Below are 24,969 nucleotides of genomic sequence, written 5' to 3' on the forward strand. Positions count from 1 at the left end.
TTGCATATCACAGGGAGTTTTATATGCGCATAGCGATGGTTTGCCTGGCTGGATTACTGGTCTCTGGTTGTGGCAGTAAATATAATAGTTTTTCAGAAGACATCGTTGATAGAAAAAGCCATTGGTCAATCCCACCTGCAAGACAGGGGGATTTGACTGAAAAAGAAATGGATATGGCGCGTATCGCATGGAAATATTTTGAGAATAATTACCAAGAGTCTACAGGCTTGGTGAATGCGGTAAACAATTACCCGTCAGTTACATGGTGGGATGCGGCGTCATATTTAGCGGGTATGACGAGTGCGCTAGAACTGGGTATAATCGAAAAAGAAGAATATGATCGCCGTCTTATCCGTTTTATTACCACGTTAAATACCATGGATTTATTCCGTGGTGAGATGCCGAATAAAGCCTATAACACACAAAATGCTGCGAAAGTAGATTATGCCAATCAGCCTGGTGAAATTGGTTATTCAGCATTGGATTTAGGGCGTTTGTTAATTTGGCTACACCTTATTAAAAATCGCTACCCTGAATATGCGACGGGTATTGATTCTGCAGTATTACGTTGGAATTTTTGTAATATTGTTGATGAAGACGGTTTGATGTTTGGTGCATTATTAGAGCCGGGTAAACCTGTTCAGTACTTACAAGAAGGCCGCTTAGGTTATGAAGAATACGCGGCAAAAGGGTTCCAGTTATGGGGGTTTGATACGAAAACTGCGTCAATGCCAGAACCTTATAGTACCATTAATTTATTTGGTTATGATGTCCCTTACGATACCCGTGATCCGCGTAAATTAAAAGCTCACAGCTATGTGGTAACTGAAAGTTATGTACTCGATGGTATCGAATTAGGTTGGGATTTATCGACAGATCATTCTGGACCTGATACTTCCTATTCAAATGGTTGGATGGCTGAATTTGCCCTGCAGATTTATCGTGTTCAAGAAGCTCGCTATGAAGCCACGGGTATTATTACTGCCCGTACTGAACATCAGTTAGCGAGTGCACCTTATTTTGTCTATGACACGCTTTATACTGACGGTTATGCATGGAATACGATATCCGAAACCGGTGAATACCTACCACAATACTCTGCGGTAGCAGTGAAAGGTGCAATGGGCATCTGGGCATTGTGGGATACAGAATATACAGACCTGTTGTTTGATCACATTTCTCATCTTTATGACCGTGAAAAAGGCTTCTATGAAGGTATCTTTGAAAATGGCACTGGCTTAATTAATACTTTCACATCAAATAATAACGGTATTTTACTGGAAATATTATTATTCAAACAACAAGGTAAATTGATGCGTTACCAAAGTAAGCCGTTACCAAGTTTATGGGATAAAGCATTAGAATCACCATTTGGTTATGAGGGAAAGTGCTTACCTCGTAAAATCTAACATCATGGTGGGTTACTTAAGGAATGAGTGTCAATGTTGAGCAAACTAATGGTGGCATGCTCTGCAGTATTATTAACCTCATGTGGGGTTGTGTACCAAAGCGTGGAAGAGGGGATTACATCATTTAGTGCATCTCAAGTTATCCGTCAGGGGCGCTTCGGTGCATTAAGCGAAGACGAGATGCAGTGGGCGCAAACAGCCTGGCTCTACGTAGAGAATAATACCCAACTAAAAACCGGCCTAGTCAATTCTATGGATAATTATCCTAGTACGAATATGAGCGCGATTGCCGATTATTTAATTGCGTTGATGGCCGCGCAAGAATTCGAATTGATCACGACTAAAGAGCATGATGAACGCTTGTCGCTGGTCATTAGCTTTTTGGTTGAGATGCCTTTAAGTCAATTATCAGTGCCTAATTTAGCGTATTCAACAAGCACGGGTGAGATGGTTGATTATGGCATGCAACCAAATGATATTGGTTGGTCGTCGGTTGATGTTGGTCGAATATTAATTGCATTAGCGCTGGTTAAGCAACGTAACCAAGAGTTTTCGGAATATGTAGACAAAGCAGTATTACGTTGGAATTTTTGTGAATTGGTGAATGAAGAGGGGTCGTTATTTGGCGGCTCTATTGTGAACGGTCAGCCACAACGCTTTCAAGAAGGGCGTCTAGGTGTTGAAGAGTACAGTTCATACGGCTATTTAGACTGGCAGATCGTGCCATCAAAAAGTATGCGAGTGGATCCTTATGATGTCGCGACTATCAACGGCATAGACTTGCTCTTTGACGGTCGAGATCCCCGTCACTACAACGTTTTAAGACCGGTGATGAGCACGCCTTATTTACAGCTTGGATTAGAATTTAACTGGGATGGTATTACTGATACGGGGTCTCTCGATAGTTATCATTCAGATGACGTTCTTTCGGCAATGGCTGACGCTGTTTACCGTGTACAAGAGTCGCGTTGGGATGAAGAGCGAATTTACACGGCTCGTGGTGATCATGTCGTTGAGGGCGAACCTTATTTTGTCTATGACAGTATCTATGCTTTAGGTACGCCGTGGTTAACTGTTGCCGAAGACGGTAATGTTTATGATGAACTTGCGTTAGTGTCGACTCGGGTTGCCTTTCAAATGTGGGCATTGTGGAAAACAGATTATACTGATCGCCTGCTGGTTTTAGTCAGGGAGCTGTATGATCCTACACGAGGTTGGTACGAAGGTCGTTATGAATTAAATGCCAGTTATGAAAAGAGTATTACACTAAAAACCAATGCAGGTGTACTTGAGGCATTATTGTATAAAGCCAATGGTAAGCTATATCAACCAGGCAAAGAAAAAGAGCATCGAGACGTACGCTTTAATTCTCGCTTTAATCATCCTGGGAAATGTCACGTGGAGACATTTGAATGATAAAAATAGGCAGGCAAGTACTGGTTATATATTGCTGTTGTTATCAAGTTACCGCGTATGCGCAACCGGTTAATGTTGAATTAAAATATTACAGTAAAGCCAACCATTACCTTGGTCAGGGAAAGTATAAATTGGCCGCTAAGCAATGGCATCAATTAAGCTTGGTATTTTTACGTTCCGAAGCTAAGTTGGGTAATCGTCACATGTGGCAATACGCAGGATTGGCTGAAGCGCTTGCTGCTATGTCTGCAGAGAAAACCAATGATGTTATTGCTTATCAGTATTGGGCGGATAGTGGCCGCTATTTAATGACTGGAGGGACGAATTGGCCCTTAGTTCAAAAGCAGTTGCATCAACGATTTGAAACCACGAATACGCAGTTGTCGGCATTTATGCAGGTTAATGATCTGACGGCTAATGACTCTGATAAATGGCAGCAAGATTTGTCTATTTTACAGGTTTGGAATGATAAATTAGCGGTTTTCACATTTAGCTCTCCTAAGCTCGGACTCAGTAGCAAGCGTCATGTTACGGCTGTTAATCAGCAGCAACCTATTGTTAATTATAAAGGTGCTTTTCAGCCGAATAAAAAGTTATCAGGTTTGGGAACCGCCACTTTCAGAGGTAACCAGATCACGCCTGTGGTGATAAACAGTGACATTAACGAACAGCAGAATGTGCAAGAACTGATGATGACAGAAACAACTATTCCTGAAACAACGACTGAAGAGATGCTCACTGAATCCGTGAGTTCTGAAAGTACGGTTCCTAAGGCGGGTGTTCCAAAAGGTGTCTCATCACGTATTCCTGCTGCTGGATTATCGTTACCTATTGTTATAGATGAGCCAGCGATAGAGCATGAGCCTCTCGTGGACATTAATGAGATAGAGCTTGAAATTAATGAAATCGAACCTGAAATTAATGTTAAACCAGTCTTAACACCGACGCCAAAGCTGACGGGGGAACCGGACGTTAAACAATTTCAGGAAAACCCACTTGCAAGAGGCAATATGGCAACAATAAAAGATGAAAATGTTGAGGCTTTACAGCGCCGTAGCTTTGCCCCAGTAATTAAAGAATAAAGTCGATTCACATCAAACTTTGACACTTACCCTGTGTCTAATCACTATTCAAATACTACCTTTATTATTAAGACTAAGGACCCATGATAATAAAGGATTAGCGATGAAAACATCACATGAACTAGTACAACAAGTACTGCTAAATTCAAGCAACGAGTTTGATTTAACGGAAGCTTCACATCAAAAAAATCTCTTGAATTTAGCTAATACGCTGTATTGTTTGAGAGATATCCCGACTACTTATTATCAAACATTAGCAAGAGAAAGTGATTGCCCTCTGGAATTTCGTTTAGCGATTAAACTGGTGGAATCTAAGCGCTATCTATTGACTGTATCTAAGCCTATGGTGGTTGGTGTCGTTTTTGCGATGTGGGGTGAACATCACCGTCTACTACAAAAAAGTAGTGATAATCCCCATGGTGAAGACTCACTGAATGTCAAAATTAATCAACTCAATTGGATCACGAATGGCACACCTGTAAGCTGGCGTCTTTATCCTGTCGATGATGGTTGCCCACATGGTAGCGCCAGTATTGCCAGTAACATATTAGTCGACCATCCTGATAGGTACACGGTGTCAGTACTACGTTTAGCGGATGTTATTCCTGCTGCGACCGGACCGCTGAAAAATTTAAAGCATGTGGACGATTCACGTAAGGGCGGCGCCATTGTCTATGGTTGTCAGCGAGCACTTGCTCATGACGTTGATTGTGTTGTTTATACCGACGCAGATAATTCAGTACACCTTGGCCAGCTTGGCTTATTGTTAAAACCATTTATCACTGAAAACTATGAAGTCATACTGGGTAACCGTAAACACGCAGACTCAATCTTAGTGAAGCAGGAAGAGCGTTGGGGTGTTGGTATTAAAACCTTACGTCATATGCAGCGCATGATTGGTCAGCAGATATTTAGCCAAGGTATTAAGGATACGCAAGCTGCGTTCAAGCTTTATAGCCGTGAAGTACTCATTAAAATCATGGCGTCACCTACCGTCTATGACTTCTCGTTTGATACCGATTGGATTTTAGCGGCAATGGAGTTGGAAACGGAGATTGTCACGGTGCCATTTGCCTTTATCGATTCAGCTGCAGAATCAGCATCAATTGTACAGGGGCCTATGACGACTTGGTTTACGCTGCTTGATGGTCTGATTAAAGCGGTAAGAGTACGCAATGCGGTACATAACCAAGAGATGGCAGCTGTATTTGAACAGCAGATCTTATCGCATGAAGTGCTTGAAAGGATTATTGATACCTTGCCACAAGCCTTAGCTGACACGCCTGACTCTCAGTTAGGTGATCCTAATGTTATGTCACCAGCAGAAATTGAAGGGTGGTTAAAAGCAGTACAAGCGGCTTAACTCACGGTGATATGACTCAGGTAAAAATCTCATACATGCTTTAGTTAAAAGAGCATGTTGAGATTTTTAGTTCATTAGGTGAATAAATATCATGAAATGTTCAGTGCAATTCTTTCGATCAGTTTTATTTCTCGATTAAATGCCACAGCAAGTAACTGATTATCTGGTTCCCAGCGAATGACAGATGCAGGGATCACTTCGGTAAAATAATTATCAAACTCAAGAATTAGCTTCTCACCAGCAGTGAATTTACCTTTCGTGGTTACTTTTGCAAGTAGTCCTGATTCAGATATATTCTCAACTTCAATCGTTATCCTGAAAAAGTCAAAGATACCTAGTTTGTTTACATATAACACAGGGTGTTTTTTCCAATAGTTAAATCTCGCGTGCTGACGGTTAAGCTTTAAAGAGAGATCTTTTTTTACACTAAACATAGAATATCCATATGTTAATTTAGAGTTGAAAGCGAGTAACGCTATTGCTGTGTTATTCAGCGTGCTACTTATTAATTTAGTTTAATAACAATGAAGTAGCAGCGTAATCGTTAACTTGTGTGAGTTAATTTTATGTTTGTGAGCTTGATCTATACCAAGTGTGTGATCATGTTTATGAGTGTCTAATTCAAATGCTAACACTAGTCTATGTTATTCAGGTATATTTAACATTACAACCCCGTAAAATGTCTATTTATACGTAATTCCCCCGGTTAATATACATAGAAAAAGGCGCCAGTTAGGCGTCTTTTTTGATCTAAGTTTATCCTCGTTTTTACTTCCTATTTGATGCCTGTTTCCAAATAGGGTGATCTATATCAAAGTTAATTCGCAATAAAAATTAAGGTTTGTGTTACTTAATCGTTTTTAGTGATTTTTTTATATTTTTAATTTCAACCTAGAGCTTAAATTCTAATTGATAGTAGGGATATTAATTCAATGTTATCGATTTGCACTTAAGGTGCTGTATTTGCTTGTTTTTTGTTTTTGATTGATTTTAGTAAATACCACGCATTAAATTATGTATCTGTAATATATATTATAATCTGTTTTTTACGCGTACTAAATAATTGTACCTGAAACATATTTCAGATCACAAATTAAGTTTTTATGGTTTGTAAATAAAAAAACATTGGCGCAACATATACCTCAAAAGGGGATGCGTGAATTCGATTGAAAATAAATTTACAACACATCCTAAAATTAATTTTAAGTTTTAAAATCAAGAGGCTATATAAAATGATTAAAATTTTCCTTTGCTGTGCAGCTGGTATGTCAACGTCTATGGTTGTTAATAAAATGCGTCAAGCTGCGGAGGCGTCAGGTGTTGCTGCAGAAATTAATGCTTACTCTATTTCTGCATTTGAGACAGAACTGAAGAAAAACGATGTTTGTTTGGTTGCTCCACAGGTTAAATACAAATTCGCTGAATTCAGCAAGCGCTGTGAAGAAGAAAATGTGGCGTGCGGACAAATTGACATGATGCAATACGGCATGATGAAGGGAAAAGAAATTTTACAGCAAGCGATTGATTTAAAAGCGAGTTAAATAATTAATTTATGCGTAGTGCTGTCGCTGCGCATTTTTTTACAGTGATTCAATACATATTTTTATAAATAAGGAAGTTTTTTATGTCACTTATCAATTCGACCATGAATTTTGTCGAGCGTGTTATCGCACCTATTGCAGGTAAGGTCGCTAGTCAAAAGCATATTTGCGCCATCAAAGATGGTTTCATTTCAACAATGCCGTTCTTGATTGTTGGTTCTTTACTGCTGGTATTCGCTAACCCTCCAGGTACAGGTAACTGGTTCTTAGATGGCTGGAATTCAGTTGTACAAGGTATCGGTCGTGACAATATTGTTGGTCCATTCTTTGTCAGTATGGGTATTTTCGCTATGTACTCTGCTTATGGTATTGCATACAACTTAGCAGAGACGCTTAACACGAAAGGTGTTAGCCCAATGAACTCAGGTATGCTGTCTATGTTCTCTTTCCTACTCGCAGTTGCTCCAGCTGTTTGGGTTGGTGGTGAATTAGGTAGTGTGATCCCGATGGCTTACTTAGGTGGTGCAGGTGCATTTACTGCCATCATTTGTGGTTTATTAGTACCAACACTACAAACTTTCCTTGTTGAAAAGAACATTCGTATCAAAATGCCAGAAGCGGTGCCAGAAAAAATATCAGCGTCGTTTGATCTTCTTATCCCTGTTGTTGTGATGATCTTAATTGTACAAATCATCAATGGTTTATTAGGTAACTTTGACCTTAACATTGCAACCGGCATCATGGCATTATTCAAGCCGCTTGTTGCTGCGTCTGATACATTCTTTGCCTTTGCACTCGCTATCTTATTAATCCAATTATTATGGTTTGCTGGTATTCATGGTGCATCAGTTGTTGGTGGCATCATTGGTCCACTACTATTAATCAACCTAGGTGCAAACCAAGAAGCACTTGAAGCAGGTAGAGAGTTACCAGCTATCTTCATTAACCCTGTGATGGACTTCTTCGTATTCGTTGGTGGTTCAGGCGGTACATTAGCACTTGTTTGTATGATGGCTCGTTCTAAATCTGCTCACTTACGTACGATTGGTAAAATGTCATTCATCCCTGGTTGTTTCAACATTAACGAACCTGTGACGTTTGGTACACCAATTGTAATGAACCCAACCTTCTTTATCCCTTGGATTGCTGCACCATTAGTTAACGCATGTATCGTTTGGGGTGCATTCAAACTAGACCTAGTATCTAAAGTTGTTGCTTTACCACCATGGACAATGCCTGCGCCAATCGGTGCTGTAATGTCGACTAACTCGATGTTCGCTGCCGTTATCGTTGCAACTTGTTTCACCGTGAGTGGTTTAATCTTCTACCCATTCTTCAAAGCGTATGAAAAAGAATTGTTAGCACAAGAAAAATTTGAAGAAAAGGCTGATGAAAAAGTACTATCACCAGCAACTGCAGGTTAATAACAAGTAGTAAGTATTTACAATGGCCATCTTTTACATCCCAATTTAGGGTAAGAGATGGCCAATTAAAGTCTCAAATTATAATGCAAGATGAAGGAACGGATGATGGAAATTACAGAAGAGTTTTTGATGACACTTTTATGCCAAGCTGGTGCTGCGCGTTCTGCTGTAATGCAAGCAATGGTAGAAGCAAGGCAAGGTGATTTCGAATCAGCAAAAGCATCACTTAAAGCGGCAGATGAAGCATTAGAAGAAGTACATAAATCGCAGACTGAGCTTATTAGCTTCGACGAAGGTGAAGGTAAAGTCAAAATGACGCTTATCTTAACGCATATTCAAGATCACATTATGAATGCCATGTTGTGTAAAGACCTAGCATTCGAAATAATTGAACTGCAAAGACGAATTCAAAACGAGGACTAAATCATGTTAAAAATTACAATTATCGGTGGTGGTTCTAGTTACACACCTGAAATTATCGAAGGCTTCATTAATCGCCATCACGAACTACCTGTCACACACATTGATCTGTTTGATATTGAAGACGGCCGTTACAAAGTTGAGACTGTTGGCGCATTAGCGAAACGTATGATCGAGAATGCTGGTGTTGATATTGAATTGAACATTGAATTTGATCGTCGCAAAGCATTAACCGGTGCGCATTATGTTTGCTCACAAATGCGTGTTGGTATGATCCCTGCGCGTGTACAAGATGAATTACTGGGTAATAAATACGGCATGATTGGTCAAGAAACCAATGGTATCGCTGGTTTTGCTAAAGCAATGCGTACTATTCCAGTGACGCTTTCTTTGTGTAAAGACATGGAAGAAATCTGTCCTGACGCTTGGTTGATTAACTTCACTAACCCATCGGGTATCATCACTGAAACGGTACTTAAACATACAAACATAAAAGTAATTGGCCTATGTAATGTGCCAGTATGTACGCAGTTTGGTATTGAAGAGTTGATGGGCACGAAAGATCTACAGGTGCAATTTGCAGGTCTAAATCACTTTATTCACGCCTTCCATATTTGGGACCACGGTAAAGATCGCATTGGTGAATTAATCGATAAAGTGTGTTCTGGTGAAGACTTTGCATTGCCTAAAAACTTAGGCGAAGTGACTTGGGTGCCTGAGCAGTTAAAACATCTGGGTGTATTACCGTGTGGTTATCATCAGTATTATTACAAGCAAGATGATTTAGAGCAAAAAGAAGTTAAGTCAGAAGGTTATGTTACTCGTGGTGAGCAGGTTCAAGAAATTGAAACCGCACTATTCAAATTGTACGAAGATGTAAATCTGAATGTTAAACCTGCACAATTAGAAGAGCGTGGCGGCGCACATTATTCGGAAGCTGCGTGTGAATTAATTAATGCCATTCACAATGATAAGCGTACATTAATGCACGTAAACATTCGCAACAACGGTACTATTTCTGAATTACCAAATGATTGCGCAATTGAAGCAACGTCTGTGATCACTTCATGTGGGCCACAGCCTCTTAACGTTGCACCTATTACCAATCCGGCAATTCGTGGCACGTTACAACTGCAAAAAGCATTTGAAGAACTGGCTGTTGAAGCGGGTGTATTTGGTGATTATGGCGCGGCATTACAAGCCTTAACAATTAATCCGCTTGTACGTAAAGGCACAGTAACAAAACAAATATTAGATGAAATGATTGAACTGAATGCGAAGTATGTACCTCAGTTTAACACTAAGTAGCAGAGTGATTTATGAAACTAATCGTAAACATAGATGATTTAGGTCTAACTGAAAAAGTAAATGAGTCTGTTGTAGCGTGTTTTAAAATCGGTGTTGTTCAGTCAACCACGATCATGATGAACCAACCTGCAACCGATCATGCGATTGAATTAATTAAGCTGGGCTTGATACCGAATGTTGGTCTACATGTCACGCTTACCAGTGGTAAGCCAATTTTAGACCCGAGCCTTGTCCCTGATTTAGTTGACAGTGATGGCTTCTTTTTAAAGCAAGATAAAGTGATCGCATCTGAGACTCTCAGTTTTGACCAAGCTTATAGCGAGTTTAAAGCGCAATATGATAAAGCCATCAATGCGGGAATTAAATTAACCCATATTGATAGTCATCATTTTGCTGCGGTATTCCCTCCGTACAAAAAAGCATTTATTGCTTTTGCCAATGATACCGGGATACCAGTACGTCGTGTTGACCATGTTACATCTGGCAGTGAGGGGTTGACGGTTCCGACAACAGAACGATTTAGTGCTCGATTTTATGCTGAAGGGGTCACATTAGTGCAACTGCAAGCATTGATTCTTGAGTTTAATGCAGAGATCCCAGATGGGACGTTAGAGCTAATGAGTCATACAACATTAGCTGGGGATACGTTATTACCGACGTTATCGAGTTATGTTGATAAGCGTGTTGATGAGTTTAATATTCTCACTTCGCAAGCGTTAAAAGATTGGCTAGAGGTCAATCGAATTGAGTGTGTCAGTTTTACTTCTGTTAACTAACATATTTACATGATACCCATTGCATCAAGTAGAGGTAATGGGTATTTATGACTAATACTGTATATAATTATGCAGCCATTAATCCCCGTGAGCCTTACCAACGATAGTTATCTCCTTAGACTGACATCACAGAATAACGAAATGTTTAAAGCGCACTTTCACTGCAGCTGTTTGATGACCCCTTTGTTTATCCTACATGACGTAAACTGATAAGTTTTTCTTATCAAATGAACAAATTTTCTCGATATGTTTATTGCTTAGTAAGCGGTAGTGTAATGATCTTGTTTTGCGCATATCCATTTTTAACCGAGATCTAGTCGAGTGAGGCGTACCAATGGCTGAACCAAAGATAAATCCCAAAGGCAATACGTTAGTTCATCGAAACGATACGTTCGCGAATAAAAGTGATGCCTTTCATGTTGCTTATCAGCGCTCGACTTTAAAAGATAGCCGTCAGGTGCGTATGCCACAGGTAATGTCAAACCCAGCGTCAAGTACAACGGGTGTGGCGATGTGTTCTTTGCAGCAGATAAATGGCGTGAATATTCGCCTTGCCATTGATTCCGTGATTATCGAAGAACCTTTAGAGATCAGGCTTATTTATAGTAACTTTGAAGGCAAAGAGCAAGAACGAGTTTACTTAGTGACGATGCGAACACCCGGTGACGATCGTAATTTGGTCACAGGGTTATTATTGGCTGAAGGCATTATCAACAGTGCTAATGATATTGTTGGCATTAACGAACAGTTTGATTTAGATGACATTGAGCACAATGACATTCACCAAAATAAAGCAAACCAAAATGAAATACATGTACAACTATCACCAAGTGTTGTAGTCGATTGGGCATTAATAAGTCGAGATACCACCTCATTTTCCAGCTGCGGCGTATGTGGCAAGTCGTCTATAAAGTCTTTAGAACTGCGTAATATTGCTGATTTAGATGCGAGCGAAGGGTGGTTATCTGGTCATATGATACCTCATTTCAGTGAGCAACTTCGCCAATATCAATCAATGTTTAATCAAACCGGAGGGGTACATGGCTGCGCCTTATTCGATGAAAAATGCCAGTTATTGCTGAGCAGTGAAGATGTCGGTCGTCACAATGCCTTAGACAAGTTGATGGGTGAATTGGCAAGAAGCACAGAACTTAATGTGCAGAACAAAATTGTATTTCTAAGCGGGCGGATCAGCTTCGAGTTAGTTCAAAAAGTACTGGTGTCGGGTATCTCTATATTAGTGGCTGTCGGCGCACCCTCAAACCTTGCAATCAACATGGCAAAACGCTTTAACCTTACTCTGATAGGCTTTAGCCGTGATGGTGGGTTCAATATCTATCATGGTGCTTTCCGTTTAAACCTGCTTAATGATAATGCAGAATCTTAAGTTAGCGCCTGAAATCGACGCCTGTAATAGATAATTGATATAGAGGATCACAATGACAATTAAAAAATATGAAGGTTCGGCTGGTGGCTGGGGCGCGCTATTAAGTACGACGAAGCATTTGGTCAAAAGTGAGAATGTATCACGTAATATTCGAAACTTACTTAAAACCAATCAAGACAAAGGTTTTGATTGCCCTGGTTGTGCTTGGGGCGAATCGAAAGAACAAACGCGGTTTAAGTTCTGCGAAAATGGTGCTAAAGCGGTTAACTGGGAAGCGACAAGCAGGCGTGTTACTCCCGATTTTTTTGCTAAACATCCGGTAAACTGGTTAACACAGCAAAGTGATTACTTTTTAGAATCCCAAGGTCGGCTTAGTCACCCTGTTAAGTATAATCGTGTGACGGACTGCTATGAAGGCGTGAGTTGGCAGCAAGCATTTACGCTTATTGCAGCACATTTAAATGCGCTTGAAAGCCCTAATCAAGCTGAGTTTTATACCTCAGGCAGGGCGAGTAATGAAGCGGCTTTTTTATATCAACTTTTTGTTCGTAAGTTTGGTACCAATAACTTTCCTGATTGTTCTAACATGTGTCATGAAGCCAGTGGTGTAGGGCTAAAGCAAGCTATAGGTATCGGTAAAGGCACGGTGACACTGGAAGATTTTGAGCATGCTGATGCTATTTTTGTGTTTGGTCAAAACCCCGGAACAAACCATCCACGCATGTTGGATACGTTGCGACAGGCATCCCGTCGCGGTGCTGCTGTCGTTACGTTCAATACGCTAAAAGAAAGAGGCTTAGAGCGTTTTACCAACCCACAGTCAGTGACTGAAATGCTAACCGATGGCTCGACGCAAATTAGCCAATGTTATTTTACGCCTAAACTCGGTGGTGATATGGCGGTTGTTCGTGGCATGGTTAAAGCGCTTTGCAAGATTGATGAAGCTGAATTAGCGGTAGGGCGGGCATCTATATTTGAGCATGCATTTATAGCCGATCATACCCAAGGCCTCGATGAGTACTTAAACGCTGTTAAAGAAACATCATGGCATGACATCACCGAGCAAGCTGGCTTATTACAATCTGAAATTGAGCACGCAGCCAACATTTATCGCCAAGCAAAGCGGGTAATTATTACCTGGGCGATGGGTATTACGCAGCATAAACATTCTGTTAAGACCATTCAAGAAATCGCTAACTTACAGCTATTGTTTGGCCAGTTGGGTCAGCAAGGCGCTGGATTGTGTCCAGTGCGAGGGCACAGTAATGTGCAGGGCGATCGCACGATGGGGATTGATGAAAAGCCAACCGCTGCATTTATTAAAAGTATATCCGATGAATTTGATTTCAAAGCGCCGACAGAAGCGGGGCACAATACCGTTGAAGCGATCAAAGCGATGCTTGCTGGCGAGAGTAAGGTATTTATTGGTTTAGGCGGAAACTTTGCTGCTGCGACACCTGATACAGTGTTAACAAAGCAAGCGCTATCCAACTGTAATCTGACGGTTAATATCGCCACAAAACTAAACCGTACACATCTTATCGCGGGTAAAGACTCGCTCATATTACCTTGTTTAGGACGTACAGATATTGATATGCAAGTCTCAGGGCCGCAAAGCATCACGGTCGAGGATTCGTTTAGCATGGTGCATGCTTCTGCTGGTGTCGTCGCAGGGGATATTGGTGAAATGCGTTCTGAACCTGCGATTATTGCCGGTATAGCATCTGCGACACTGGGTAAGCAACCGATTGATTGGGATTGGGTTATTGAAGACTATGCCCAAATACGCGAACTCATTGCAAAAAGCATCCCTGGTTTTAGTGACTTCAACGATAAGGTCAAGCAGCCCGGTGGTTTCTACCTTGGTAATAGTGCAGCGCAGAGGCAATGGAACACAGCATCGAAAAAAGCACAATTCATGCGACATGATTTGCCAGTTCACTTACTGCCTGCAAATTTACGTGAGCTTAGTAACGACCCGGTATTTGTATTGCAAACCATGCGTTCACACGATCAATACAACACCACTATTTATGGATTTGATGATCGTTATCGCGGTATTTCTGGTGAACGTCGAGTCCTTTTTGTTAACGAAAAGGACATTACAGCATTAGGTATGGTTAATGGCCAATTAGTCGATATTGAATCGCTGTGGCCTGATGGCGTCGAACGTAAAGTATTTGGTTTTAAACTTGTTGCTTATGATATACCAGCAGGTAATATTGCTGCTTATTTCCCTGAAACTAACCCCTTGGTATCTATCGATGGCAAAGGGGATTTGAGTGATACGCCAATTTCGAAAGCGATTCCTGTGGTGTTATCCGAGGCTGTATTGAAGAGTAATAAAATTGACACTGTGATGGCTTAACTTTTAGTTTATTGAATCTTTTGAAGTGACCCTCAATAGCTGGCTAACCAACTGTTGAGGGTCTTTTTTATCTGTATGAATAGGCTATAATTGGGTACTAACTCAACGTATTGATATGTAAATGGACTTTATTATAAGTTAGACTTTGTATTGTGGTCTCATTGCTATTATTAGGTGCATTAAATTATGACGAATTATGCTTATCCCATTGCTTTATTTATTACTGCTCTGAGTATGACGAGTCCGAGCTTTGCTCAACTTTCCAGTCCTTCAACTCTTTCCACACTATCATCCAATGATGCGCCTTTGCCTATCACGATTAAAGCGACAGATGATTGGGTTCAACTGATTTCCGGCGAAACACTCAAAGGCGAATTAATTGGTACGATTGAGAAAAATCAAAATTCTTTCGATCAAACGATTGAGTTTGATAGTGATGATCTTGGCGATCAGGAAATTGATTTAGAAGATATCAAAACCCTGAAAACTGCGCATTCATTCAAGGTATTGTTGAATTCTGGTGAAGTGCACACCGGCGCTCTTTTAATTACAGGAGACACTTTAATTATCAGTAATAAAGTTCAAACTCGGGTGCCTGTTAACCAGGTCGTGTCTATTTATCGCGGCGTCGATACTGAGCGAGAACATTGGGACGTTGATTTTTTTATCGGCGCGAATTTTAGTAAAGGTAATACTGATGAATTGTCCATCGCCACTAGTGTCGATGCTGAACGTAAAACAGTTAAATCAAGGGTGCTATTGCGATACGCAAGTAACATCGCGGAAAGCGCCGGTGAAAATACCGCTAGAAATCATATAGTCGATGGCTCTTATGACATTAACTTGAGCCCTCGTCTCTTTCTCCGACCTATAAAAATGACGGTAGATAGCGATAAATTTCAAAACATTGCCTATCGTATTAATGGCTCTATGCAGGTTGGTTATTTTCTGTTTACGCAATCAAATTTTGAATGGGATGTGTCGCTCGGACCTGGTATTCAATATACGCTCTTTGACACAGTGCAAGAGGGCGACTCTGATGATGAAATGAGCCCGACTGCATTAATGAGTTCTAAAATAGACTATGAATTATCTGAAAACATCGACCTTAGCCATACTTACGATCTTAACTGGTCCACACACTCAGCTGGTGGGATTAGACACACTAATAACTTAGGCTTAGATATTGAAATGATAGAGGACTTAGATTTTAGTATTAAACTTGTGTGGGATCACCTTTCTAACCCTAAAGCAAATTCAAGTAATATAACGCCACAGAAAGATGACTATAAACTGAATTTCGGGCTATCGTTTGCTTTTTAGTTCTATTTATAAAGCAGTTACAATTTAACCCCCCCCCCAACGTTAACCACATGTTACATTCTTTGCGATATGTTATAGATTTATGTACACTCCATACAAATCTATAGAGTATCGTATGAAACACAGTTCTTATTTTAAAAAATCAATGTTGCTTGCTAGCCTGCTTAGTTGGGCTCTCGTCACGCTAATGCCCGTGCTTAACGCTAATAATAGTGTTGGTGTATGGGCGACGTTGTGTACCGTCAATGGACTGGAACTGGTTCAAATCGAAAAAGGTAAACCTCAAAGTCATGAGGGAAAACCTTGCCCATTCAGTCACTTTTCTTCTTTTCATGATCTCGCGTTACTAACCGCGCCAGTATTGGTGCGCGTTAGCTTTTCAATTCAAGATCACTACTCATTTTTAGCGTATAGCATACGTCATCAATGGCAAGTGCCTCGCGCACCGCCCGCAGTCCTTTCTTAATTCAAATTATCGTTGTACTCGTAACAGTACTGTTCATTGTAATCGTACTGTGAGCGTACGGCGTATTCACGTGGTTAATATACCGTTAGGCGCTTGTGCTTATCGGAAATTGATGACGAAAAATTTAGTTTATATGGATGACCATCGTTAACCGATAGGGATTTTGTAGAAAGGAATATACAAAAATGTCGAAAATTAATACGCTTGACCATAACGCTACAGCGAATAGCGAGGCTCTTGTACGCTCAAAACACCGTTACTTTTTAACGTGGCGCTGGCACTTTTATGCAGGACTGTTTGTTGTACCATTTATGTTGATGTTGAGTTTAACGGGTCTGGTCATGTTGTTCGATGATGAGATTGAATTTAGCCGTTACCAGTCAGTATTGGAAGTCGTTCCACAAACCTCAACAGTGGCTGTTTCTACGCAAATTGATAATGTATTACTCGCTTATCCCGATGCAACCATGACGCAGTTCGTGCCTGCACCTAGCCCTGACTTGGCTAATCGATTTTCCATTACTCTCGATACAGGTAAGACGATATTTGTGACGGTTAATCAATATAGTGGCGACATTATAGGTTCGATAGATCGCAGTGATAGTTGGTATCAACTCGCTAATGATATTCACGGTACTTTGCTGTTAGGTGATTGGGGGGACTATCTGATTGAAATAGCCGCAAGCTTGGGCGTGATCTTATTAGTGACAGGTGTCTATTTATGGATACCAAGAGATAAAGCCAGCAAAGCCGGTTTCCTTCACATTAGAACGACAAATGGCACTCGTATATTGATGCGTGACTTACATGCCAATATTGGCGGACTATTGTCTTTTGTCTTGTTGTTTTTCTTTATCTCCGGTTTAGCATGGGCAAGTGTCTGGGGTGGCAAGTTTGTGCAGGCGTGGAGTAGTTTTCCAGCAGAGAAATGGGATAATGTGCCACTTTCTAGTCAAAACCACGCATCAATGAATCACGGCAGTGAAGAAGAAATGCCATGGAACTTAGAGCAAACGTTAGTCCCTAAGTCACATGATCATGCCGCGATGTTGGCGGCCATGTCAGCTGAGAATATGAACATGGCTTCTCAATGGCGCGTTGATGATGTATTGGCGCAAGCTAAAACCCTTGGCTTTACCCAGTTTAAACTGAACTTTCCGGGGGCAGATACTGGGGTTTATACCTTGGCGGCAAATACTATGAGCGGTGATATTACCGATCCTCGGTTGGATAGGACTACCCATATTGACCAATATTCGGGTGAGGTTTTAGCCGATGTTACTTGGAACGAATATAACCCCATGGCGAAGTTTATGGCTGCTGGTATCGCCCTGCATCAAGGTGACGTCAGTGTATTGAATAAAATAGTGAATGTACTATTTTGTTTGGCTTTTGTATTCATCGCCATTTCAGGTGGCGTGATGTGGTGGATACGCCGACCTAAGGGTAAAAAAGTGCTAGGTGCTCCGCCCCGATTTGAGCATGAAGGTGTTTGGAAAGTGGGGTTGATTACGATCTTAGCCCTATCAGTTATGTTACCGCTGGCTGGTGGTACTATCGCCTTGGTATTACTGATTGATTGGCTGGTCATTAATCGAGTGAGTAAAATGAAAGTGGCATTTAATTAGTACCTTAGTCTCTGATTAAAATAGATAAAATTGAAGCCTGTTTAATCGCAGGCTTTTTTCATTCTCACTTCAACAACCGCTTATTAAAGGCTATTATGCGAGTCAATAAAGCGGTATTCTGAGCTAGCATTAAATTATACCTACTCACATGTATTAAATTAAATAACGAGGATAGTATGTTCAAAAATATATCAGCAGCACTGGGTTTTGGTGGGGCAAAAGTAGATACCATTCTCGATCATAATGAAGTGCTTCAAGGTGGTCTGGTATCAGGTCATGTAAAAGTACTCGGCGGTAACGTAGATCAAAGCATTGAAGCCATCACGATTTGTTTAATGACTAAAGTGAAACAAGAAATCGATGATAATATTGAATTTGTTGACCATGAATTAGCACAGTACCGTATTGCAGACGCGTTTGATGCTAAGGCAGATACTGAGTATCGTTTTGATTTTGAATTTGATTTACACCCGGAAGCGCCGATCACGACTCTGGCTGTGAGTAACAACCAATGCGCTGTTTGGTTGGATACTGAACTTGATATTGATTATGCTATTGATGCAAGCGATAAGGACGTTATTCATGTTCTCCCTTTACCTACTATCGCAGGTATTATTAGTAAACTTATCGAAGATAAAGACTTAAAACTCGTTAAAACTGACATGGAATCTGGCAGTATTTCGATGTCTGGATTTACCAACGAGTCTGGTGCATATCAAGAAATAGAATTTCGTAAAAGCAGTATATTTAGTCGTGGTGAACTCGAGCTTAGCTTTGCAATCAAGGGGGATACTATTTACGGTTTAGCCGAGATTGATCGTGTGTTAAGAGGTGATACTTATAAAAGTTTTGATATCTCAATTCACGCATCTGATGCTGAAATTGACGACCTAGTCGATTACTTGATTTAAGTTACCAAGGGTGTAGCGATGAATACCTATTACAACAGAACATTGTAATAGGTATTCGATATTAGATACTTGAGAAGAGGTTATTCGGTTACTAAGTCAGGTATATCACCAATACCACTCTCACTGATTGTTGATGAGCCATTTACAGTCACGCCATCACAACTTACATAAACTTTACCATTTCTGCGGATCTGCGTACATTCATCGGGAATTACCTCAACTTCTTTTTCTACGATTTTTTCCACAATCTTTTCAATTTCTACGGGTACTTCTATACGTGTTTCAACTATCTTCTCGACTTCAACGGGAATTTCTATACGTTTTTCAACTGTTTTAATAATAGGTGCTTCAACCGCCCATCGATAAGTTCTGTATAAACCTAACAAAAGTAAAATAATAAGAAAGATAATCAATAAACCGATTAAAATCATTTTTAGCCAACCCCAAACTCGTTTTCTACGAGATTCTGAACGCATGTCATTTTCTTCACGACGCATGCGATCCTCGTCCAGTTTATCCCTAGCTATTTTAGATTTAGTTTCTTCCTTTTGAATCAATCGTTTATTATTTTTATCGGCAATATCATTTTCAATATTACTTTTAGTCGATTGAGTTTGCTTAATTTCAAGTTCTTTTTCTGAGTTTTCTTTTTGAGATTCAAGCTCTTCTTTTTGTTTTTGTAATTCAGCCAGATGAGCCTTTTTATCTCGTTCTAATTGAGCTTGCAACTCATCCATTTTATTTTTTAATTCAGTATTTTTTTCATTCTCTCTTTGTTCAAAACTTTGCTGTCTTTTTTCATCTTGCTCTTTAAGCTGGTTCTGCTGTTCTGTCTCTCTCGTCTGCCGCTGCTGCTCTATCACTTTCTGGTCTTGATTCTGCTGTCTTAGAGTGTCCTTTGTCTTTGCTTGGGATAACAACGTTTCTCTCTGCAGTTCGTGCATCTTCGTTAAGTCTAGGCTGCGCATTTAGTAATTCCTCAAGTTGAGCACCTGTTATATTTTCTGGTACAGGGATAACACGTTCATGAATGATTATTTGTGGATCTTTAATAAAAATAGGTTCAGGTACTTTTTTTATCTTATCTACATAAACAGGTACTTCTGTCGGTACCTTAACAATACGATCAACCTCTACAGGCACTTCAACTCGAACTTCAACCTCTTTAATTTTTTCAACTATTTTCTCAATTTCAATTTCTTTGATAACTTCGACTTCAACGATTATTTCTACTTCTTTTTCGACTTCGATTTCAATGATTTTATCAACGTCACGATCTACAAATGTTTCAACTTCGATAATTTTTTCTATTTCTTTTTCAATCACTTTTTTACGTCGGTGAGCCCAAACTCGGAAGTATTTTATATATTTTGAATAGAGTGTATTGCGTCTAGATTTTCGAGCTAGTACTGACTTTTTAGCTCGAAGTACTCGAGTTCGCTGATATTTTAATATCTTGTTTAATACAGTTTGTCGTAACGATTTACGCTCTTGTCGTAATGATTTACGAATATTTCGAGCAGCAATATTACTCTCTGAGTTTAATGCCAAGAATAAATTTAGGATAAAATAAACTGGGTATATTAAAGCTGAAATAAATCCAATAAAAATATTAAATGGATCTGATGGTATCCAGTTAAACCAGCCTGTGATCGATAATACAATATCTTCATAAGCTTTCTTTTTCATCATGAATGTTGATTCAGTACCTGCGTGTTGGTTGATCGCTATTGTAGAAGAACGTTTCAGCTCTTTGATTTCAATTAGAATATCATCTAATTGATTTTCTAGTTTATGAATCCGTTCTGAATTTTTATTTTGAGACTTTATAAGGTTTGGTAATTCATTATTTAAGCGTTTTGCTTGATCTTGAAAGGCTAAAACCGATGAAGCACAATCCGCGACTAATGAGCAGTCGGTTGCTTTTAAACGTCGTTCACTTGCGGCGCTATTATTGGTGTTTATTTGTCTATTAATATCGCTAATTTTATTGCTTATGGCTTCATTTTTATTACTAAGGTTAGACAATTGAGTTTCGATGGTATTTTTTTCATTTCTAGCACTGACTAAATATTCATCATTATTAGCATTACGAGTTTTGACCTCTAATACTTGTCTAATATCGGCAGTTGCTAAAGTATTTAAATAACTATTTATACCAAAATAACAAAGCATCGCGAATGCTGGAACAAGTAGCCAAATTAAGGATTTAAGTATCCAGCTGGAGTTACACCAGTCTTTAATTACTGCTGATGTCCAAAGTAATACTGCAAACTCCGTCACCCCTAATAAAATGCCAAAAGGTGATGCAATACCAAACCACGGATCATCATAAAATAATATTTCGTAACCCATAACATTAAATAATACTACCAAGACTCCCATCACGATTAGCATAATCTGAAGAGGTAGTTTATCTAGTGATTTATTCTCTAATGATTTAAATTTTTCTAGCATTAATATGTCTCAACAGTCATATATTTATTTATTGAACCTGCTTTTAATACAAGCATATCTTCTCGACCATAACCCTTCATGAAAATATCGTATAATTCAGGAGAACCCTGAATATACCCCCAGTATGGTTTGTACTCTTCATACACCATTTCAATGAACTCTGGTGTGTCAGTTTTACTTGGGTCATACGGGCGATGAAAACCAACTTCAGCTCCTGCTTGAATCCGTTTTTTAACACCTGCCGCAAAAATAAATCCACAGGATGAATAGCATTTCATATATTGATCACTATCAGTCGTCCACTTATTCTGACGGATGTAACCACCAATTTGTAAGCCCTCATTAACTAATCCCCCAGGGCTGTGCAGCATTAATCTATCTAGTTTTATATTTTGATTATCGTAATGCGCTACATAACGCTTAAATTTATTAAAGGCACCTTTGATAATCGGCCCTTCACCGTATAAATAAAACCCTTCGGAATCTTGACCAAGCATAAAAATAAGCTTATTAGAGTTATTTAAAGGATGGTTCAATTTTTTAGGCGCTTTAATTTCAGGTGTTACAATCGGTAGCGCTGGTGGTGCTAATAATTTTGTATAGTCTGGTAGCTTTTCTGATTTTTTTTCAGGCTGTTGCTCAGGTTGCTGCTCAGGCTGTTGCTCAGGTTGCTGCTCAGGCTGTTGCTCAGGTTGCTGCTCAGGCTGTTGCTCAGGTTGCTGCTCAGGCTGTTGCTCAGGTTGCTGCTCAGGCTGTTGCTCAGGTTGCTGCTCAGGCTGTTGCTCAGGTTGCTGCTCAGGCTGTTGCTCAGGTTGTTGCTCAGGCTGTTGCTCTTGTTCAGCTACTTGTTCAAATTGAACGCTTTCTTTTAAATTATCATTTAATGGACTCTCGCTATGACTTTGAGTAGAGGAGCATCCAACCAATAAAATAGAAAAAATAATATTTGTATTTTTCTTCAATATTCCCCCAAGAAATAAATAATACTAAGCAGTATAAGAAAGCGCTGAATCCTAACATAAATATAATCACTTATGCATAAAAAACCCTATTATTTCAATGTTATAAAGTATTATAAAGTACATTATTTATCGATGGGTTATTAGCGTTTTTTGCACTATAAATTAGAAGATCAGATACCTATAATTGGGAGGGTTGTTTTGATGTTTTTATCAGTGCTTAAAACTGTATTTTTCTTCATTTAATTCTGCAATATATTCCAATTGAAAATATAAATACTTTCCCCCAGCTAAAATACTTAAGCCTGATATCAATGTTATTTAATTGTTTTAATTTAGCCGATTTAGTCACTTTTATAATGATTATGGTTGAAACTATTAATTTATTTACCACTGCATTACCCATGATTAACCTAAATTTAACCTTGGTGTATTGTTCTTTTAAAACAGTGGTTTAATCTATTTTTCGTTGGGGTTTAATGTATTCGTTATTTTATACTAAGCGCTTAAGTGATTAAGAATGGGGTTGATAGTTACAGCTCTAACTATTATAGTTGTAGTTAATTGAACGTTCAATTAACTATTTATCATAACGTTTATTCACAAAAATTAAACATAGATAATGACTTTAAGCTGAACATGGAGTGTTACTTTTTATGCCAAGACCTGAAATGAAAACTGTGAGGCAACAACAACTGATCGACGCGACGTTGATCTCGGTTGAACGTCACGGTTTACACCACACAACAATTAACACCATTAGTGGATTAGCTGGATTATCATCTGGCCTTATCAGCCATTATTTTGGTGGTAAACAAGGTCTGATTGAAGCAACACTCAAATATCTACTCGAAGAACTAAAGCAAGCATTGTTAAGTCGCATCTTAGGTAAAAACTTATCTCCAGCGCAGCGCTTGTCAATGATCGTCGAATCTAATTTTACTGAATTTCAACGTTCGACCGCTGCAACAAAAACCTGGTTAAGTTTCTGGTCACAAGCAGTACATGATCCAGGATTAGCCAGACTGCAAAATATTAATTGCAAACGCTTGTATAGCAACCTGGCCTTTTCATTCAAACAACTCATGCCAGAGGAGACTGCTATTAATTGTGCTAAACAAGCTGCAGCGATGATTGATGGTTTCTGGTTACGCAGTGCATTAAGCCATGATCCTGAACAAGAATTCGAACAAGCCCAAATCTTATGTAAAGCCTTTATCGAGGCGGTGATCACACCGCACGGAGAAAATCAATGTCGTTAATTACTTATCAAAATTATGTCCACGGACAGTCTATCGCCAATGAAACGGGTGAAACCTTTGACGTTATCAATCCTGCCACCGGAGAGGTGAGTTATTTAGTTGAAGTTGCAGATGCAAGTGTTCAGCAAGCTGCCATTGACAGTGCTAAAGCAGGTTTTGCAACGTGGTCAAAAATGACGCCGATGGAGCGTAGCCGTATTTTATTAAAAGCAGTGGCTTTGTTACGTGAACGTAATGATGAGTTAGCAGCTATCGAAGTACACGACACCGGTAAACCTTGGCAAGAAGCCTCTGTAGTTGATGTCGTGACTGGTGCTGATTCAATCGAATTTTTTGCCGGTCTTGCACCAAGCATTGAAGGTAATCAACAGCAGGTTGGTGATGATTTTTACTATACCCGTCGTGAGCCTCTAGGCATCTGCGCTGGTATTGGCGCTTGGAACTACCCGCTACAAATTGCCTGCTGGAAAGCTGCACCGGCACTAGCTTGTGGTAATGTCATGATCTTCAAACCATCAGAAGAAACACCACGTGGTGCGATAAAATTAGCAGAAGTATTTACCGATGCAGGCGTACCTCATGGCGTATTTAACGTTGTGCAAGGTGATGGCCGCGTAGGCGCTTGGTTAACGACGCATGACGAGATTGCGAAAGTATCTTTCACAGGTGAAGTGGGTACAGGCAAAAAAGTAATGGCTGCCGCTGCTGGATCATTGAAAGAAGTGACGATGGAACTCGGTGGTAAATCACCGCTAATTATCTTTGATGACGCCGATATTGATAACGCTGTATCCGCTGCAATGTTAGCGAACTTCTATACCCAAGGTGAAGTATGCACCAACGGTACGCGTGTATTTGTGCAAGATGCCATTTATCCACGTTTTATCGAAAAACTACGTCAACGCACAGAGAACAACATTATCTGTGGTGATCCGATGGATCCAGAGACTAACTTTGGTGCCTTAATATCGAAAGATCATCAAGAAAAAGTGCTTAACTTTATCGAAATTGGCAAATCAGAAGGGGCTGAACTGCTTACCGGTGGTCATGCTTTAAAACCTGACAATGCACCAAATGGTTATTTTGTTGCACCCACTATTTTTACTCAGTGCACTGATGAAATGACACTAAGCAAAGAAGAGATTTTTGGTCCTGTGATGTCGGTATTTACCTTCTCAGATGAAGATGAAGTCGTACGCCGTGCTAATGACACGCGTTTGGGCTTAGCTGCGGGTGTATTCACTCAAGACATTACCCGTGCTCACCGTGTTATTCATCAAATGGAAGCGGGTATCTGTTGGATTAATGCGTATGGCGCTTCACCTGCAGAAATGCCTGTTGGCGGTTATAAGATGTCAGGTATTGGCCGCGAGAATGGCAGTGAAACGTTAAAAGCATATACCCAGATTAAAGCTGTGTATGTTGGTATGCAACCACTTGAAAGCCCATTTTAAGACGTCTTATTAAGG

21 protein-coding genes are annotated in these 24,969 nt (G+C 39.8%); 17 read left to right on the forward strand and 4 right to left on the reverse strand.

The window, feature by feature from the left end; all coding sequences use genetic code 11:
- Positions 1-23 precede the first annotated feature (23 nt).
- The 4 genes from JFU56_RS06580 to JFU56_RS06595 all read left to right on the forward strand — a co-directional run bounded on the left by JFU56_RS06580 (position 24) and on the right by JFU56_RS06595 (position 5,270).
- A complete protein-coding gene (locus JFU56_RS06580; RefSeq protein WP_198436505.1) occupies positions 24-1,409 on the forward strand; it encodes a DUF3131 domain-containing protein in 1,386 nt (461 codons plus the stop codon).
- 33 nt (positions 1,410-1,442) lie between these two features.
- Positions 1,443-2,825, forward strand: a complete 1,383-nt coding sequence (locus JFU56_RS06585; protein ID WP_198436506.1) for a DUF3131 domain-containing protein — start codon at positions 1,443-1,445, stop codon at positions 2,823-2,825.
- The gene (locus tag JFU56_RS06590) at positions 2,822-3,907 is read left to right on the forward strand and encodes a hypothetical protein (protein ID WP_198436507.1); all 1,086 of its coding nucleotides are present in this window, start codon (positions 2,822-2,824) and stop codon (positions 3,905-3,907) included. Before JFU56_RS06585 ends, JFU56_RS06590 begins: the two co-directional genes overlap by 4 nt.
- A 103-nt stretch (positions 3,908-4,010) precedes the next feature.
- Entirely contained in the window at positions 4,011-5,270 is a 1,260-nt protein-coding gene (locus JFU56_RS06595) for a glycosyltransferase (RefSeq protein ID WP_198436508.1), read from the forward strand.
- Between the two features lie 89 nt (positions 5,271-5,359).
- Here JFU56_RS06595 and JFU56_RS06600 read toward each other — a convergent pair whose 3' ends face one another.
- A complete protein-coding gene (locus tag JFU56_RS06600) occupies positions 5,360-5,704 on the reverse strand; it encodes a PilZ domain-containing protein (RefSeq protein ID WP_198436509.1) in 345 nt (114 codons plus the stop codon).
- Between the two features lie 798 nt (positions 5,705-6,502).
- On the opposite strand from JFU56_RS06600, the gene JFU56_RS06605 reads away from it, so the two are divergent.
- The 11 genes from JFU56_RS06605 to JFU56_RS06655 all read left to right on the forward strand — a co-directional run bounded on the left by JFU56_RS06605 (position 6,503) and on the right by JFU56_RS06655 (position 18,822).
- On the forward strand, positions 6,503-6,811 hold the full coding sequence (locus JFU56_RS06605) for a PTS sugar transporter subunit IIB (RefSeq protein WP_198436510.1): 309 nt from the start codon (positions 6,503-6,505) through the stop codon (positions 6,809-6,811).
- An 83-nt stretch (positions 6,812-6,894) separates the two neighbouring features.
- Positions 6,895-8,235, forward strand: a complete 1,341-nt coding sequence (locus JFU56_RS06610) for a PTS sugar transporter subunit IIC (RefSeq protein ID WP_198436511.1) — start codon at positions 6,895-6,897, stop codon at positions 8,233-8,235.
- Positions 8,236-8,337: 102 nt separating this feature from the next.
- Positions 8,338-8,658 (forward strand): PTS lactose/cellobiose transporter subunit IIA, encoded by a 321-nt coding sequence (locus JFU56_RS06615; RefSeq protein WP_242065890.1) that lies wholly within the window; start codon positions 8,338-8,340, stop codon positions 8,656-8,658.
- A gap of 3 nt (positions 8,659-8,661) precedes the next feature.
- Complete coding sequence (locus tag JFU56_RS06620) at positions 8,662-9,963, forward strand: 6-phospho-beta-glucosidase (protein WP_198436512.1); 1,302 nt, start codon at positions 8,662-8,664, stop codon at positions 9,961-9,963.
- 11 nt (positions 9,964-9,974) lie between these two features.
- Positions 9,975-10,739, forward strand: coding sequence for a carbohydrate deacetylase (locus JFU56_RS06625; RefSeq protein ID WP_198436513.1), 765 nt, complete (start codon positions 9,975-9,977; stop codon positions 10,737-10,739).
- Positions 10,740-11,073: 334 nt separating this feature from the next.
- The gene (fdhD, locus tag JFU56_RS06630; RefSeq protein ID WP_198436514.1) at positions 11,074-12,126 is read left to right on the forward strand and encodes a formate dehydrogenase accessory sulfurtransferase FdhD; all 1,053 of its coding nucleotides are present in this window, start codon (positions 11,074-11,076) and stop codon (positions 12,124-12,126) included.
- Positions 12,127-12,178: 52 nt separating this feature from the next.
- Entirely contained in the window at positions 12,179-14,494 is a 2,316-nt protein-coding gene (locus JFU56_RS06635) for an FdhF/YdeP family oxidoreductase (RefSeq protein WP_198436515.1), read from the forward strand.
- 186 nt (positions 14,495-14,680) lie between these two features.
- Complete coding sequence (locus JFU56_RS06640) at positions 14,681-15,817, forward strand: YdiY family protein (protein ID WP_198436516.1); 1,137 nt, start codon at positions 14,681-14,683, stop codon at positions 15,815-15,817.
- A 115-nt stretch (positions 15,818-15,932) separates the two neighbouring features.
- Positions 15,933-16,283, forward strand: a complete 351-nt coding sequence (locus JFU56_RS06645; protein ID WP_198436517.1) for a hypothetical protein — start codon at positions 15,933-15,935, stop codon at positions 16,281-16,283.
- A 185-nt stretch (positions 16,284-16,468) separates the two neighbouring features.
- Positions 16,469-17,911 carry a PepSY domain-containing protein gene (locus JFU56_RS06650; RefSeq protein WP_198436518.1) on the forward strand — a complete coding sequence of 481 codons (1,443 nt, stop codon included), beginning with the start codon at positions 16,469-16,471 and terminating at the stop codon, positions 17,909-17,911.
- A gap of 176 nt (positions 17,912-18,087) precedes the next feature.
- The gene (locus JFU56_RS06655; RefSeq protein ID WP_198436519.1) at positions 18,088-18,822 is read left to right on the forward strand and encodes a sporulation protein; all 735 of its coding nucleotides are present in this window, start codon (positions 18,088-18,090) and stop codon (positions 18,820-18,822) included.
- An 80-nt stretch (positions 18,823-18,902) separates the two neighbouring features.
- Here the strand turns inward: JFU56_RS06655 and JFU56_RS06660 are convergent, their stop codons facing one another.
- The 3 genes from JFU56_RS06660 to JFU56_RS06670 are packed head-to-tail and all read right to left on the reverse strand — an operon-like array spanning position 18,903 to position 22,241.
- Positions 18,903-19,685: a hypothetical protein gene (locus JFU56_RS06660; RefSeq protein WP_198436520.1), complete on the reverse strand. Its 783-nt coding sequence runs from the start codon at positions 19,683-19,685 to the stop codon at positions 18,903-18,905.
- On the reverse strand, positions 19,633-21,279 hold the full coding sequence (locus tag JFU56_RS06665) for a hypothetical protein (protein ID WP_198436521.1): 1,647 nt from the start codon (positions 21,277-21,279) through the stop codon (positions 19,633-19,635). The genes JFU56_RS06660 and JFU56_RS06665 overlap by 53 nt, the downstream gene beginning before the upstream one ends.
- The gene (locus JFU56_RS06670) at positions 21,279-22,241 is read right to left on the reverse strand and encodes a hypothetical protein (RefSeq protein WP_198436522.1); all 963 of its coding nucleotides are present in this window, start codon (positions 22,239-22,241) and stop codon (positions 21,279-21,281) included. The genes JFU56_RS06665 and JFU56_RS06670 overlap by 1 nt, the downstream gene beginning before the upstream one ends.
- A 653-nt stretch (positions 22,242-22,894) precedes the next feature.
- On the opposite strand from JFU56_RS06670, the gene betI reads away from it, so the two are divergent.
- Entirely contained in the window at positions 22,895-23,500 is a 606-nt protein-coding gene (betI, locus tag JFU56_RS06675) for a transcriptional regulator BetI (RefSeq protein WP_198436523.1), read from the forward strand.
- Positions 23,491-24,954 (forward strand): betaine-aldehyde dehydrogenase, encoded by a 1,464-nt coding sequence (betB, locus tag JFU56_RS06680; protein WP_198436524.1) that lies wholly within the window; start codon positions 23,491-23,493, stop codon positions 24,952-24,954. The genes betI and betB overlap by 10 nt, the downstream gene beginning before the upstream one ends.
- The last annotated feature ends 15 nt before the right edge of the window (positions 24,955-24,969 follow it).

The sequence above is a fragment of the Moritella sp. F3 genome (assembly GCF_015082335.1).
Taxonomy (GTDB): domain Bacteria; phylum Pseudomonadota; class Gammaproteobacteria; order Enterobacterales; family Moritellaceae; genus Moritella.

Coding starts and splice junctions, on each gene's coding strand:
- JFU56_RS06580 (WP_198436505.1), top strand. CDS start 24: ATGCGCATAGCGATGGTTTGCCTGGCTGGATTACTGGTCTCTGGTTGT.
- JFU56_RS06585 (WP_198436506.1), top strand. CDS start 1,443: ATGTTGAGCAAACTAATGGTGGCATGCTCTGCAGTATTATTAACCTCA.
- JFU56_RS06590 (WP_198436507.1), top strand. CDS start 2,822: ATGATAAAAATAGGCAGGCAAGTACTGGTTATATATTGCTGTTGTTAT.
- JFU56_RS06595 (WP_198436508.1), top strand. CDS start 4,011: ATGAAAACATCACATGAACTAGTACAACAAGTACTGCTAAATTCAAGC.
- JFU56_RS06600 (WP_198436509.1), bottom strand. CDS start 5,704: ATGTTTAGTGTAAAAAAAGATCTCTCTTTAAAGCTTAACCGTCAGCAC.
- JFU56_RS06605 (WP_198436510.1), top strand. CDS start 6,503: ATGATTAAAATTTTCCTTTGCTGTGCAGCTGGTATGTCAACGTCTATG.
- JFU56_RS06610 (WP_198436511.1), top strand. CDS start 6,895: ATGTCACTTATCAATTCGACCATGAATTTTGTCGAGCGTGTTATCGCA.
- JFU56_RS06615 (WP_242065890.1), top strand. CDS start 8,338: ATGATGGAAATTACAGAAGAGTTTTTGATGACACTTTTATGCCAAGCT.
- JFU56_RS06620 (WP_198436512.1), top strand. CDS start 8,662: ATGTTAAAAATTACAATTATCGGTGGTGGTTCTAGTTACACACCTGAA.
- JFU56_RS06625 (WP_198436513.1), top strand. CDS start 9,975: ATGAAACTAATCGTAAACATAGATGATTTAGGTCTAACTGAAAAAGTA.
- fdhD (WP_198436514.1), top strand. CDS start 11,074: ATGGCTGAACCAAAGATAAATCCCAAAGGCAATACGTTAGTTCATCGA.
- JFU56_RS06635 (WP_198436515.1), top strand. CDS start 12,179: ATGACAATTAAAAAATATGAAGGTTCGGCTGGTGGCTGGGGCGCGCTA.
- JFU56_RS06640 (WP_198436516.1), top strand. CDS start 14,681: ATGACGAATTATGCTTATCCCATTGCTTTATTTATTACTGCTCTGAGT.
- JFU56_RS06645 (WP_198436517.1), top strand. CDS start 15,933: ATGAAACACAGTTCTTATTTTAAAAAATCAATGTTGCTTGCTAGCCTG.
- JFU56_RS06650 (WP_198436518.1), top strand. CDS start 16,469: ATGTCGAAAATTAATACGCTTGACCATAACGCTACAGCGAATAGCGAG.
- JFU56_RS06655 (WP_198436519.1), top strand. CDS start 18,088: ATGTTCAAAAATATATCAGCAGCACTGGGTTTTGGTGGGGCAAAAGTA.
- JFU56_RS06665 (WP_198436521.1), bottom strand. CDS start 21,279: ATGCTAGAAAAATTTAAATCATTAGAGAATAAATCACTAGATAAACTA.
- betI (WP_198436523.1), top strand. CDS start 22,895: ATGCCAAGACCTGAAATGAAAACTGTGAGGCAACAACAACTGATCGAC.
- betB (WP_198436524.1), top strand. CDS start 23,491: ATGTCGTTAATTACTTATCAAAATTATGTCCACGGACAGTCTATCGCC.